The following is a 15,544-nucleotide window of genomic DNA, read 5'->3' as shown; positions in this document are numbered from 1 at the left end:
CCGGACCGGTCGCGGCGGCGTCCGCCAAGCCCTCGCGACCGGCGGGGCCGGGGCGCCCACAATGGCGCGCGAATTCGTTCAGAATTCGCCGCCCGGCCCGCCCAGCTCGCGGTGGATGAAATCGAACAGTTCGGCGTCGCTGGCCGCGTCGAGCGTGTCGGTCACCGGCGCCTCCGGCATGCCCGCGCGCTCGTCGCCCCAGCGGGCGATGAACGCCTGCATCTGCACCAGCAGCTTCTGCCGGGTCAGCGGGTCCGGCGTGCCGGCGGTGAACAGGTCGTCCACCTTCTCCAGTTCGGCGAGCAGGCCGGTGGTGGCGGCGCCGTCGGGCGCCAGCAGCGTCCGCAGGTGCCGGGCGAGCGCCAGCGGGGTCGGGTAGTCGAAGACCACACTGCCCGGCAGCGTGGCCCCGGTCGCGGCGCGCAGCCGGTTACGCAGCTCGACCGCGGTCATCGAGTCGAATCCGACCTCGCGGAACGCTCGGCCGGGGCCGAGGTCGGCGGCGTCCGGGAGACCGAGCACCGCCGCGGCCTGGCCGGCGACGAGGTCGACCAGGATCGCGTCCCGCTCCGCGTCACCGAGCGGACGCAGCCGGTCCCGCAGCGCCGCCGCGGCGGCCTCGTCCGCGGGCTGCTCGGCGTGCAGGCCGTGCAGCGCCTCGGCGGCCTCGGGCAGGTCGGCGAAGAGCGGCCGGTCCCGGACCGCCGCGACGGCCGGCACGAACCGGTCCCACCGCACGTCGGCGACGACGAGTCGGTCGCCGTCGACGACCGCCTGACGGAGCGCGGCGACGGCCAGCTCCGGGTCCATGCCGGGCAGGCCGCTGCGGCCCAGGTGGGCCAGGTCGGTGTCGGTGAGGCCGTCCGCCCAGGGCCCGAACGCCACCGACGTCACCGGCAGCCCGGCGTGCTGCCAACCGGCGGCGAGGACGTGCAGCAGCGCGTCGCCGGCCGCCTGCCCGTAGCGCCCGCCGGAGCCCCACACGCCGGAGGTGGACGAGCAGACCACCAGCGCGCCGAGCGCGCGCTGTTCCACCTCGTCGGCGTACCGGGGCAGGTCACCGACGGTGGCGGTCAGGTCGGCGGCGAGGTCGGCCAGGGTGAGGTCGACAAGTGGCGCGGTGCCGGTGTCGGCCGGCACGTGCACCAGCCCGGTCACCGGTCGCCCGTCGGCGGCGAGCTGCGCCATCCGGTCGGCCAGCTTGCCGCCGGCCGTCTCGTCCAGCGGCACCACCGACGCGCCGGCCCGGTCGAGCCAGGCGGTGGTGTGCCGGGCGACCGGTCCGGCGCCGCCGGTGAGCAGGACGCTGCCCTGCGGCGTCCAGCCGCCGCCGGTACCCGTGCCCGGGCCGGTGGCCCGGACCAGCCGGCGGACGAGCGGACCGGACCCGCGCACCGCGATCTGGTCCTCCCCCTCCCGGTTGGTCAGCGCGGCCAGCAGCCCGGCGGCGGCGTCGGCGGTCACCGTGCCGGGCAGGTCGACGAGCCCGCCGACGTGCCGGGGGTGTTCCAGCGCGGCGGCCAGGCCGAGGCCCCAGGTGGTGGCCTGCCACGGCCGGGTGGCGGGTTCGTCGTCGGTGGCGGCGGCCCCGGCGGTGGCGAGCCACAGCGGTGCGCCGCCGTCGCGGGCGACGTGCGCCTGGAGCAGCAGCAGGTTGGCCGCGAGCCCGGCCGGCAGGGCGTCCTGCCCGGGGTGCGGGGCCTCGTCGAGCGCGAGCAGCGACAGCAGCGCGGTGGGCCGGTGGTCAGCCTCGGCCCGGGCCAGGGCGTCGGCGAGGCCGTCCCGGTCCGCGGTGGCCGGGTCGACGGTGAGCAGCCGTACGTCGGCGCCGCCGGCCCGCAGCGCGTCGGCGACCGTGTCGGCGGTCTCGCGGGGCGGCGCGACAAGCAGCCAGCGGCCCGGCTCGCCACCGGTCAACGGACGCCGGTGCCAGGTGACCCGGTAGCGCCAGCCGGCCAGCACGCCGTCCTGGCGGCGCCGGCGTCGCCACGCGTCGAGCTGTGGCAGCACGTCACGCAGCGGCTGCCCGGTGTCGATGCCGAGCCGGTCGAGGTCGCCGTCGCCGACCGCCCGCCAGAACTCGCCGTCGTCCGCCGCCGCGCCGCCGACCGGGGTGGTCAACGTGGGCCAGTACCGCTGCGGCTGGAACGCGTACGTGGGCAGCTCGGGCAGGTCCCGGGCGGCGGGGCGGGGGCCGGCCAGCGGCGTCAGCAGCGCCGGCCAGTGCGGGTCCCGTCCGGCCGCGTAGCCGGTGGCGACCGCGGTGAGCAGGCTGGTGACCTCCGGTACGCCGGCGCGCAGCGCGGCGACCGCGGTGGTGTCGTCGGGCAGCAGGTCGGCGTTCATCGGGGTGAGCACCGCGGCGGGCCCGAGTTCCAGGAACGTGTCCACGCCGGTGTCCCGCAGCGCGGCGATCCCGTCGGCGTACCGGACCGCCTCGCGGACGTGCCGTACCCAGTAGTCAGGCGTCCGCAGGTCGTCGCCCGCGGCGAGCGCGCCGGTCAGGTTGGACACCACCGGCAGCAGCGGCGCGGCGAAGCTCAACCCGTCGAGCACGGTCCGGAACTCGGCCAGCATCGGCGCCATCAGCGGGCTGTGGAACGCGTGGCTCACGGTGAGCCGGCGGGTGCGGACACCCCGGTCCCGCCAGGCGCGCTCGATCTCGTCCAACGCGTCGGTCGGGCCGGACACCACCACCGACGAGGGGCCGTTGACCGCCGCGATCCCGACCTCCGGGTGCCCGGCGACCGACGTGGCCACCTCGGCCTCGGGGGCGGCGACCGCCAGCATCCCGCCGCCGGCCGGCAGCGCCTGCATGAGCCGGCCGCGCGCGGCGACGAGCGTGCACGCGTCGGTCAGGGACAGCACACCCGCCACGTGGGCGGCGACGATCTCGCCGACCGAGTGTCCACCGACGGCGTCCGGCACGATCCCGAACGACTCGACGAGGCGGAACAGCGCCACCTCGACCGCGAACAGCCCGGCCTGGGTGAACCGGGTCTGGTCCAGCAGGTCGCCGTCGTCGAACAGCACCGGCTTGAGTGGCTGCGGCAGCAGCGGGTCGAGGTGCGCGCACACCTCGTCCAGCGCGGCGGCGAACTCCGGGAACGCCGCGTACAGCTCGCGGCCCGTGCCGGCGCGCTGCGCGCCCTGCCCGGAGAAGAGGATCGCGGTCCGGCCGGTCCGTGCGGGCGCGGCCGGGACGAGCGCCGGATGCGTGTCGCCGGCGGCGAGCGCGGTCAGCGCGGCCAGCCGGGTCGCCGGGTCGGCGGCGACCACGACGGCCCGGTGGGCCAGGTGCGCCCGGCCCTCCACAAGCGCCCACGCGGTCGTGCCCGGGTGGGCCGCGGCCAGCGGGTCGGTCGGGTCGGCGAGCCGCCGGGCCAGCCGGTCGGCCTGGTCCCGCAGGCCGGCGCTGGTCGCGGCGCTGACCGGCCACGGCAGCGCCACGTCCACCCGCTCCGGCCCGGTGTCGCCGGTGGCGTGGCCCGCCGCCACGGTGGCGGGGCGGTCGTCGGCGGCACCGGTGGTCGGCGCCTCCTCCAGGATCACGTGGGCGTTGGTGCCGCTGATGCCGAACGACGAGACGCCGGCCCGGCGCGGCGCGTCACCGGGCGTCCACGGGCGGGCCTCGGTGAGCAGCGCCAGCGGGCCGGACGCCCAGTCCACGTGCGGGGTGGGCGCGTCGACGTGCAGTGTGGCCGGGAGCGTCGCGTGGCGCAGCGCCAGCACCATCTTGATCAGGCTGGCCGCGCCGGCGGCGGCCTGGGTGTGGCCCAGGTTCGACTTGACCGACCCGAGCCAGAGCGGCCGGTCGGCCGGCCGGTCCGGCCCGTACGCGGCGGCGAGCGCCTGCGCCTCGATCGGGTCGCCGAGCGTGGTGCCGGTGCCGTGCGCCTCGATCGCGTCGATGTCGGCCGGGGTCAGGCCAGCGTTGGCCAGGGCGGCCCGGATGACGCGCTGCTGCGCCGGCCCGTTCGGGGCGGTCAGCCCGTTGGACGCGCCGTCCTGGTTGACCGCGCTGCCGCGGACCACGGCGAGGATCCGCCGGCCGTCGCGTTCCGCGTCGGAGAGGCGTTGCAGCAGCAGCACGCCGACGCCCTCGCCCCAGCCGGTGCCGTCCGCGGCGGCGGCGAACGCCTTGACCCGGCCGTCCTCGGCGAGCCCACGCTGCCGGGAGAACTCCAGGAACGCGCCGGGCGTGGACATCACGGTGACGCCGCCGGCCAGTGCCAGGTCGCACTCGCCGGAGCGCAGCGCCTGCGCGGCCAGGTGCAGCGCCACCAGCGACGACGAGCAGGCCGTGTCGACGGTGACGGCGGGTCCGTGCAGGCCGAACGCGTACGCCAGCCGGCCGGAGACCACTGACGCGCCGTTGCCGGTGGCCTGGTAGCCCTCCACCTCGGACCGGGCGCCGAGCAGCAACGTGGCGTAGTCCTGCCCGTTGGTGCCCATGAACACGCCGGTGGCGGAGCCGCGTACCCGCTGCGGGTCCAGGCCGGCGTGCTCGAACGCCTCCCAGGTGGTGTGCAGCAGCAGCCGCTGCTGCGGGTCCATGGCGAGCGCCTCGCGCGGGTTGATGCCGAAGAACGCGGCGTCGAAGCCGGCCACGTCGGCCAGGAAGCCGCCGCTGCGGGTGTAGCTGGTGCCGACGCGTTCCGGGTCGCTGTCGAACAGCCCGTCGAGGTCCCAGCCCCGGTCGGTGGGCATCGGCGTGACCGCGTCCCCGCCGTCGGCGAGCAGCCGCCACAGCTCCTGCGGGGAGGACACCCCGCCGGGGAAGCGGCAGGCCATCGAGACGATGGCGATCGGTTCGTCGGCGGCCGGCCGGATCACCCGGGTGGCCTCGGCCGGGGCGTCCGCGCCGGCCACCATCTCGGTACGCAGGAAGCGCGCCAGCTCGGCTGCCGACGGGTGGTCGAAGACCACTGTCGAGGGCAGCGTGGCGCCGGTGGCCCGGCCCAGCCGGTCGCGCAGTTGCACGGCGGCCAGCGAGTCGAAGCCGAGTTCGCGGAACGCCCGGCCGGCGGGCACCTGGTCGGTGGAGGTGTGCCCGAGCACCGCGGCGGCCTCGGCGCGTACCAGGTCGAGCAGGAGCGTCTCCTGCCCGGCGGCCGGCAGCGTGGCCAGCCGGGCGCGGAGGCCACCGTCGGCGGTTTCCGGCTGCGTCCGGTCGACGGCGACGGCCGGGGCCACCCGGTCGAACAGGTGGCTGGGCCGCGCCGCGGTGTACGCGGCGACGAACCGGGACCAGTCCACGCCGGCGATCACCGGGGCCGGCTCGGGGGCGTTGACCCAGCGGCCCAGCGCGGCGACGGCGGCGGCGGGCGGCAGCGGGTCGAGGCCGCGCCGGCGCAGCCCGTCCGCGGTCTCCCCGGCGGCCATGCCGTCGGCGGCCCACGGCCCGTAGGCGAGCGCGGTGGCCGGCCGGCCGGCGGCGCGGCGGGCCGCGACCAGCGCGTCGAGCAGGGCGTTGCCGGCGGCGTAGCCGGCCTGCCCGCCGCCGCCCCACACGCCGGCGACGGAGGAGAACACCACGAACGCGTCCAGGTCGCGGCCCTGGCAGGCGGCGTCCAGGTGGATCGCGCCGAGCGCCTTGCCGGACAGGGTGCCGGCCAGGGCGTCGGTGGTCAGGTCGGTCACGGCGGCGGGGTCGCCGGCGACGCCGGCGGTGTGCACGACGGCGGTCAGTTCCGGCAGGTCGTCGACCAGATCGGTGACGGCGACCGGGTCGCTGACGTCGCAGGCGACCACCCGTACCGCGCCGAGCGTGGCGGCCAGGTCGGCGGCGCCCGGGGCGTCCGGGCCGCGCCGGGAGGCCAGCACCACCTCGTCGGCGCCGTTGGCCAGCAGCCATCGGGCGACGTGCCGGCCGAGTGCGCCGGTGCCGCCGGTGACCAGCACGGTGCCGCGCGGCTGCCAGCCGCCGCCGGCCGGTGGCGCCGCCGGGAGGAGGCGTCGGGCGAGGACGCCGGTGCGGCGTACGGCCACCTGGTCGTGGCCGCCGTCGGCGAGCACCGCGACGAGCGCGGCGCGGGTGGTGCGGTCGGCGCGGCCGGGCAGGTCGATCAGGCCACCCCACCGGTCGGGCCGTTCCAGCGCCACGACCCGGCCGAGGCCCCAGGCGGCTGCGGCGCGGACGTCGCCACCCCGGTCACCGGGGGTCACCGGCAGCGCGGCCCGGCTGAGCGCCCACACCCGGCCGGGCAGACCGGTGTCGGTGAGCGCCTGGACGAGCGTGAGCAGCGCGGCGGTGCCGACCGGGACGGCCGGCTGGTCGGGGGTCGGCCGGTCCTGGCGGGGCAGGACGCAGAGCACGCCGGCCCAGCCCTGGTCACCGAGCCGCCGCAGCCGCTCCCCCAGCTCGGGCCGGTCGATGCCGGCGGGAACGGTGAGCGTGTCCACCTGGGCGCCGGCCGCGGCGAGCGTCTTCGCGACGCCCGCGTCGGCGCCGCCACCGACGGTGGTGACCAGCCACCGGCCGGTCAGTCCGGACACGGGGGCGGGACGCACCGGCTCCCACCCGATCCGGTACGCCGAGCCGGTGCCCCGGGTCCGCGCCCGACGCCAGTCGGCCAGGACCGGCAGCGCGGCGCTGAGCGCGTCGGCGGCGGTGTCGTCGCCGAGGTGCGCGGCGAGCGCGGCCGGGTCGCCGTGCTCGACGGCGGCCCAGAACTCGGCGTCCGGCCCGTCGGTGCGGGCGGGCGTGTCGGGCCAGAACCGTTGCCGTTGGAACGCGTACGTGGGCAGGTCGACGCGGGTCGCGCCGGTGCCGGCGAACCAGGGCGTCCAGTCGACGGGCACCCCGTGCACGTGCAGTTCGGCAAGCGCGGCCAGCAGCGCGTCCCGCTCGTCGCGGTCGTGGCGCTGGCTGGCGACCGCCCGTACGCCGTCGGTCTGGTCGGGGATCAGCGCGGTGAGCACACTGCGCGGGCCGATCTCCAGGAACGTGTCCGTTCCGGCCGCCCGCAGCGCGGTCACGCCGTCGGCGAACCGCACCGCCTTCCGCACGTGCCGCACCCAGTAGTCGGGCGTGCGCAGGTCGTCGCCCGCCGCCAGCGCGCCTGTCACGTTGGACACGACCGGCAGCAGCGGCGCGGCGAACGTCAACCCGTCGAGGACCGAGCGGAACTCGGCCAGCATGGGTTCCATCAGCGGGCTGTGGAACGCGTGGCTGACGGTCAGCCGCCGGGTGCGTACGCCGCGCTCCTGCCAGTGGCGCGTGAGCGTGTCGAGGGTGTCGAGCGGTCCGGACACCACGACCGCCGTCGGTCCGTTGACCGCCGCGATCCCGACCTCCGTGTGGTCCGCGATCGACGCGGCCACCTCGGCCTCGGGGGCCGCGACCGCCAGCATCCCGCCGCCGGCCGGCAGCGCCTGCATCAGCCGGCCCCGCGCGGCGACCAGGGCGCACGCGTCCGGCAGCGACAACACCCCCGCCACGTGGGCGGCGGTGACCTCGCCGATCGAGTGCCCACCCACGAAGTCCGGGATCACGCCGAACGACTCGATCAGGCGGAACAGCGCCACCTCGACCGCGAACAGACCCGCCTGCGTGAACTGGGTCTGGTCCAACAGATCGGCATCACCGAACAGCACCGGCTTCAACGGCTGCGGCAGCAACGGATCGAGATGCGCGCACACCTCGTCCAACGCGGCGGCGAACACACCGAACGCCTCGGACAACTCCCGACCCATGCCGGCACGCTGCGCACCCTGCCCGGAGAACAGCACCGCCAGCCGATCCCGCCGCTCCCGACCACCGACGACCACCGCACCGGACGGCTCACCGACCGCCAACGCCCGCAACCCGGCCAGCAGGCCGTCCCGGTCGGCGGCGGTGACCACGGCCCGCTGCTCCAACGCCGCCCGGGTGACCACCGACGACCAGGCCACGTCGACCGGTCGGACCGTCTCGTCGCCGGCCAACCAGGCCGCCCAACGGCCGGCCTGCGCGGCGAGCGCCGCGTCGGTACGCGCCGACAGCAACACCGGCACCGGCCCACCGGTCGACTCACCCACACCCGCCGAGGCGATGGTGGCGTCCGCCGGCTGTTCCAGGATGACGTGCGCGTTGGTGCCGGAGATCCCGAACGACGACACCGCCGCCCGACGGGGCCGGCCCCGGTCGGGCCACGGCGTCGGGGCGGTGGCCAGGGTGATCGCGCCGGCGGTCCAGTCGACGTGCGGCGACGGCTCGTCCACGTGCAGCGTCGGCGGCACCACCCCGTGCCGCATGGCGAGGACCATCTTGATGATCCCGGCGACCCCGGCCGCCGCCTGCGTGTGACCCAGGTTCGACTTCACCGACCCGAGCAGCAGCGGCGTCTCCCGGTCCTGCCCGTACGTGGCCAGCAGCGCCTGCGCCTCGATCGGATCACCCAACGTGGTACCCGTGCCGTGCGCCTCCACCGCGTCCACGTCCGACGTGGTCAACCGCGCGTTCGCCAGAGCCTGCCGGATCACCCGCTGCTGCGACGGACCGTTCGGCGCGGTCAGGCCGTTCGACGCGCCATCCTGATTGACCGCCGTGCCTCGCACCACCGCGAGGATCCGCCGGCCCTCACGGCGCGCGTCGGAGAGCCGCTGCACCAGCAGCACACCGGAACCTTCGCCCCAGCCGGTGCCGTCGGCAGCGGCCGCGAACGACTTGCAGCGGCCGTCCGGGGACAGGCCCCGCTGCCGGGAGAACTCGATGAACGTGCCCGGCGTCGCCATCACCGTCACACCGCCGGCCAGGGCCAGGTCACACTCCCCGGACCGCAGCGCCTGCACCGCCAGGTGCAACGCCACAAGCGACGACGAACAGGCCGTGTCCACGGTCACCGCCGGGCCCTCCAGCCCGAACGAGTACGCCACCCGCCCGGACAGCACGCTGCCCGACGTGCCGACGCCCACGTAGCCCTCGACCTCGGCCGGCAGTGCCACCAGCCGCGTGGCGTAGTCGTGGTACATGACCCCGGCGAACACACCGGTCCGCGAGCCGCGCAACCCGGCCGGGTCCACCCCGGCCGACTCGAACGCCTCCCACGACGTCTCCAGCAGCAGCCGCTGCTGCGGGTCCATCGCCAGGGCCTCACGCGGCGAGATGCCGAAGAAGCCGGGGTCGAAGTCGGCGGCGTCGTACAGGAAGCCGCCCTGCGTCGCGTACGACGTGCCGCTGCGGTCCGGGTCGCTGTCGAACAGCGACCCGAGGTCCCAGCCCCGGTCGGCCGGGAACTCGGAGATGCCGTCGCCACCGGCGGCCAGCAACTCCCAGAGCTGCTCCGGGTTCTCCACCCCGCCGGGGTAGCGGCACGCCATGCCGACGATCGCCACCGGCTCGTCCAGACCGGTCGGGACGGCGGCCCGCGCGGTTGCCGGGTCCGGCCGGCTTCCGGCCAGCTCGGACCACACCTGTCCGGCGAGCGCGGCCGGCGTCGGGTAGTCGAACACCAGCGTGGACGACAGCCGCAGCCCGGTGGCCGCGTTGACCCGGTTCCGCAGGTCCACCGCGGTCAGCGAGTCGAAGCCCAGTTCCCGGAACGCCCGGTCGGCCGGCACCGCGCCGGCCCCGGCGTGGCCGAGCACCTGCGCGACCAGGCCCCGGACCAGCAGGTCGACCTCGGCGCGGGCCTCGTCGTCGGTGAGTCGGGCGAGCCGGTCGGCCCAGCCACCGGCCCCGGCGAGGCGCCGGCCGGCGGGGCGGCCGACGAGCGTGGCCAGCATCGCCGGTACGGGTGCGCCGGCGGTCGCCGCGCGCAGCGCGGGCACGTCGATCACGGTGGGCACGAGTTGCGGTCGACCGGTGGCGAGCGCGGCGTCGAACAGGTCCAGACCGGTCTCCACGCTCATCGGCGTCAACCCGGCCCGCGCCGACCGCTGCCGTTCCCCCTCCGACAACGACGCCGCCATCCCGGCGGTGTCCCACATTCCCCACGCCAACGACACCGCCGGCAGACCCTCGTGCCGACGCCACACCGCCAGCCCGTCCAGGAACGCGTTGCCCGCCGCGTAGGCCGCCTGACCCGGTGAGCCGAGCACCCCGGCGACGGACGAGAACAACACGAACAGGTCCAGGTCGAGATGCCGGGTGGCCTCGTGCAGCCACCACGCCGCCGTGGCCTTCGGCGCGAGCACGTTCGCCAACCGCTCCGCGCTGATCGACGACACCACCCCGTCATCCAGCACCCCCGCCGTGTGCACCACCCCGGCGAGCCGACCCGCCACACCCGCCACCAGACGCACGACCTGATCCCGATCGGTCACATCACACGCCACCACCGACACCGACGCACCCAGGCCCGACAACCGCTCGACAAGCGCGTCCGCGCCCGGCGCGGCCGGACCCTGCCGCGACACCAACACCAGCGACCGCACCCCGTGCCCGGTGACGAGGCGCTCCGCCACCAACGCGCCCAACGCCCCGGTGCCGCCGGTCACCAGCACCGTGCCGGCGCCGATCCCGCGCCCGACGTGGTCCGGCACCGACGCTTCGTCGGTGGCGGCCAGACCGTCGACCGCCGGCGTGTGCCCGGCGGGCGCGGCGCGGACCAGGCGCGGCGTCAACACGACGTCGCCGCGTACCGCCACCTGCCCGCCCGTCGCCGGCAGGTCACCCAGCACACCGGCCAGCACCGACAGCACCCCACCGTCGACATCCCGATCCAGATCGGCCAACACGATCCGCTCCGGATGCTCCGACTGCGCCGACCGCAGCAGACCCCACACCGCCGCGCCCGCCAGATCAGAGACCCGATCGGCTTCGGACACCGCCACCGCGCCCCGGGTCACCACCACCAACCGCGACTCCGCGAGCGGCTCCGCCGCCAACCACGTCTGCACCACCGCCAACACATCCGACGCCACCACCCGCACCGCGTCAGGCACATCCACGTCGGACAACCCGACCACCGGCAACACCAGCGTGTGCGGCAACCCCTCCCCCGCCTCGACCACCGCCGACACGTCCGGATACGACGACAGCCCGTCGACGGACGCGCCGAGCACCGCCCAGCCGGTCGCCTGACCGGCCGACGTCTCCGCGGACTGCCATCGCACCTCGTACAGGGACCGGGTCGCGGCGCCGGACGTGGGCAGGCCGGTCATCTCGCGCAGGACCAGGGAGTCCACCGACACGACAGGTGCGCCGCTCTCGTCGGCGGCGACCAGCCGGACCGCGTCTCCGGTGCGGGACAGTCGGACCCGCAGCAGGGTGGTGCCGGTGGCGTGCACCTGGACGCCCTCGAACGCGAACGGCACCCGGGGGCCGCCGGTCCCGCCGTCCGGCAGCAGCCCGATCGGGTGCAGGGCGGCGTCCAGCAGCGCCGGGTGGAGCCCGAACCGGGCCGCGTCGGCGGTCATGTCGTCCGGCAGGGCGATCTCGGCGTACGCCTCGCCGTCGCCGGTCCAGGCACGGCGCAGACCCCGGAACGCCGGCCCGTACGCCAGGCCGTGCGCGGCGAGCGTGTCGTACCAGCCGGTCAGGTCGGCCTCGGTCGCGTCGACCGGCGGCCAGGCCCCGACGGCCGGTTCGTCGGCGGTGGGCGGTTCGAGGATGCCGTCGGCGTGCCGGGTCCAGCCCGCCTCGGGGTCGTCGTCGGGGCGGGAGTGGACGGTGACGGCGCGGCGGGTGCCGGCGCCGTCGACGCGTACCTGGATGCGCAGGCGGCCGGTGTCCGGCAGGACCAGCGGCGTGGCGACGGTGAGTTCGCGGAGCCGGGACAGGCCGGCCTCGTCGCCGGCCCGGACGGCGAGTTCGACGAGCGCCGCGCCGGGCAGCAGCGTGGTGCCGGCCACCGCGTGGTCGGCCAGCCAGGGGTGGGTGGCGAGGGAGAGCTGGCCGGTGAGGACCACCTCGCCGTCGCCGGCCAGGTCGACGGTGGCGCCGAGCAGCGGGTGCGCGGCGTCGCTCAGCCCGGCCCCGGACACGTCGCCCCGGCGGCGGCCGGTCGTGGGCCAGTAGCGCCGGTGCGCGAACGCGTAGGTGGGCAGGTCGACGCGGGTGGCGCCGGTGCCGGCGAACCAGGGCGTCCAGTCGACGCGGACGCCCTGCACGTACAGCTCGGCCAGCCCGGCCAGCAACGCGTCCGCCTCGTCCCGGTCCCGGCGCTGCACCGCGGTCGCGACGACGGTCTCGTCGTCGGCCAGGATCTCGGCGGTCATCGCGGTGAGCACGCTCTGCGGGCCGATCTCCAGGAACGTGTCCACCCCGGCGGCCCGCAGCGCGGTCACACCGTCGGCGAACCGCACCGCCTCCCGCACGTGCCGCACCCAGTAGTCCGGCGTGCGCAGGTCGTCGCCCGCCGCCAGCGCGCCTGTCACGTTGGACACGACCGGCAGCAGCGGCGCCGCGAACGTCAACCCGTCGAGGACCGAGCGGAACTCGGCAAGCATCGGCTCCATCAGCGGGCTGTGGAACGCGTGCGACACCGTCAGCCGGCGCGTCCGCACCCCCCGGTCCCGCCACGCCCGGTCGACCTCGTCGAGCGCGTCCAGGTCACCGGAGACCACTGTCGACGACGGGCCGTTGACGGCAGCGACGCCCAGCGTTCCGTGGTCCGCGATCGACGCGGCCACCTCGGCCTCGGGGGCGGCGACCGCCAGCATCCCGCCGCCGGCCGGCAGCGCCTGCATCAACCGACCCCGCGCGGCGACCAGCGCGCACGCGTCCGGCAGCGACAACACACCCGCCACGTACGCGGCGGTCACCTCACCGATCGAGTGCCCACCCACGAAGTCCGGAATCACCCCGAACGACTCCACCAGGCGGAACAGGGCCACCTCGACCGCGAACAGACCCGCCTGCGTGAACTGCGTCTGATCCAACAGATCGGCATCACCGAACAGCACCGGCTTCAACGGCTGCGGCAACAGCGGATCAAGATGCGCGCACACCTCGTCCAACGCGGCGGCGAACACACCGAACGCCTCGGACAACTCCCGACCCATGCCGGCACGCTGCGCACCCTGCCCGGAGAACAGCACCGCCAGCCGGTCCCGCCGCTCCCGACCACCGACGACCACCACGCCGGACGGCTCACCGACCGCCAACGCCCGCAACCCGGCCAGCAGGCCGTCCCGGTCGGTGACGGCGAGCACGGCGCGCTGTTCCAGCGGGGTACGGGTGGTGGCGGACGACCATCCGACGTCGACCGGACGGAGCGTCCCGTCGCCGGCCAACCAGGCCGCCCAACGGCCGGCCTGCGCGGCGAGCGCCGCGTCGGTACGCGCCGACAGCAGCACCGGCACCGGCCCACCGGCCGACTCCCCAACGCCCGCCGGCTCGATGACGTCCGTGGGCTGTTCCAGGATGACGTGCGCGTTGGTGCCGGAGATCCCGAACGACGACACCGCCGCCCGACGGGGCCGGTCCACCGCCGGCCACGGCGTCGCCTCCGTCGCCAGGCTCACCGCCCCGGCCGTCCAGTCGACGTGCGGCGACGGCTCGTCCACGTGCAGCGTCGGCGGCACCACCCCGTGCCGCATGGCGAGGACCATCTTGATGATCCCGGCGACGCCGGCCGCCGCCTGCGTGTGACCCAGGTTCGACTTGACCGACCCGAGCAGCAGCGGCGTCTCCCGGTCCTGCCCGTACGTGGCCAGCAGCGCCTGCGCCTCGATCGGATCACCCAACGTGGTGCCGGTGCCGTGCGCCTCCACCGCGTCCACGTCGGCGGTGGTCAACCGCGCGTTCGCCAGAGCCTGCCGGATCACCCGCTGCTGCGACGGCCCGTTCGGCGCGGTCAGGCCGTTCGACGCGCCATCCTGGTTCACCGCCGTACCCCGCACCACCGCGAGAATCCGCCGACCCGCACGGCGCGCGTCGGAGAGCCGCTGCACCAGCAGCACGCCGACGCCCTCGGACCAGCCGGTGCCGTCGGCGGACGCGGCGAACGAGCGGCAGCGGCCGTCCGGGGACAGGCCCCGCTGCCGGGAGAACTCGATGAACGTGCCCGGGGTCGCCATCACCGTCACGCCACCGGCGAGCGCCAGGTCACACTCGCCCGAGCGCAACGCCTGCCCGGCCAGGTGCAGCGCGACGAGCGACGACGAACACGCGGTGTCCACGGTGACGGCCGGGCCCTCCAGCCCGAACGTGTACGCGACCCGGCCGGACAGCACGCTGCCGGAGGTGCCGGTGCCGACGTAGCCCTCGGCGTCCGGCGGCAGGTCGGCCAGCCGGGAGGCGTAGTCGTGGTACATGACCCCGGCGAACACGCCGGTCCGCGAGCCGCGCAACGCCGCCGGGTCCACGCCGGCGGACTCGAAGCTCTCCCAGGACGCCTCCAGCAGCAGCCGCTGCTGCGGGTCCATGGCGACCGCCTCGCGGGGCGAGATGCCGAAGAAGTCGGGGTCGAAGTCGGCGGCGCCGGCGAGGAAGCCGCCGTGCCGGGCGTACGAGGTGCCGGCGTGGTCGGGGTCCGGGTCGTAGAGCGTGTCGAGGTCCCAGCCCCGGTCGGCGGGGAACTCGACGATGCCGTCCCGCCCCGACGACAGGAGCTGCCAGAGCTGCTCCGGGTTGTCGACGCCGCCGGGATACCGGCAGGCCATGCCGACGATGGCGATCGGCTCGTCGGTGTCGACCGCCCGCACCGCCGCGCGGCGGGCGCTGATCCGGCCGGAGACCTGCTCGTAGAGGTGCTCGGCGAGCGCCGCCGGGCTGGGGTGGTCGAAGACCAGCGTGGACGGCAACCGCAGCCCGGTGGCCGCGTTGACCCGGTTCCGCAGGTCCACCGCGGTCAGCGAGTCGAACCCGAGTTCCCGGAACGCCCGGTCGGCCGGCACCGCGCCGGCCCCGGCGTGACCGAGCACCTGCGCGACCAGGCCCCGGACCAGCAGGTCCACCTCGGCGCGCGCGTCCTGCGGGTCGAGGCCGGCGAGCCGGTCGGCCCAGTCGCCGCCCGCGCCGGCCTGCCGTCGGGTCGCGGTCGGACCGACCAGGGTACGCAGCACCGCCGGCACCGGGCCGGCGCCGAGCGCGGACCGCAGCGCCGGTACGTCGACGACGGCCGGCACGAGCACCGGACGGCCCTCGGCGAGCGCGGCGTCGAACAGGTCCAGACCGGTCTGCGCGCTCATCGGCGTCAACCCGGCCCGCGCCGACCGCTGCCGTTCCCCCTCCGACAACGACGCCGCCATTCCGGCGGTGTCCCACATTCCCCACGCCAGGCTGACCGCCGGCAGTCCGTCCTGCCGGCGTCGCGTCGCCAGCGCGTCCAGGAACGCGTTGCCCGCCGCGTAGGCCGCCTGGCCCGGCGAGCCGAGCACCCCGGCGACGGACGAGAACAACACGAACAGGTCCAGCTCACGGTCGCGGGTCGCCTCGTGCAGCCACCACGCCGCCGTGGCCTTCGGCGCCAGCACCGCCGCCAGCCGCTCCGGGCTGATCGACGACACCACCCCGTCGTCCAGCACTCCGGCGGTGTGCACCACCCCGGCCAACCGGCCCGGCACACCCGACACCAACCGGAACACCTGATCCCGATCGGTCACGTCACACGCCACCACCGACACCAACGCACCCAGGCCGGTCAACCGCTCGACAAGCGCGTCCGCGCCCGGC

General features: G+C 76.2%; 1 protein-coding gene (running past one end of the window). It reads right to left on the bottom strand.

Annotation, left to right across the window (positions count from 1 at the left end; all coding sequences use genetic code 11):
* Nucleotides 1–78: 78 nt before the first annotated feature.
* Nucleotides 79–15,544 carry the 3' portion of a type I polyketide synthase gene (locus OG767_RS16100; RefSeq protein ID WP_405089289.1) on the bottom strand. 14,096 nt of this gene lie beyond the right edge of the window, so 15,466 of the gene's 29,562 nt are visible here — the last part of the coding sequence; its start codon lies off the right edge, out of view; its stop codon occupies nt 79–81.

Source organism: Micromonospora sp. NBC_01392 (assembly GCF_045040125.1).
GTDB lineage: Bacteria > Actinomycetota > Actinomycetes > Mycobacteriales > Micromonosporaceae > Micromonospora.
The sequence above is the reverse complement of the archived record's forward strand: the minus strand, read 5'-3'. Positions and strand labels throughout refer to the sequence as shown.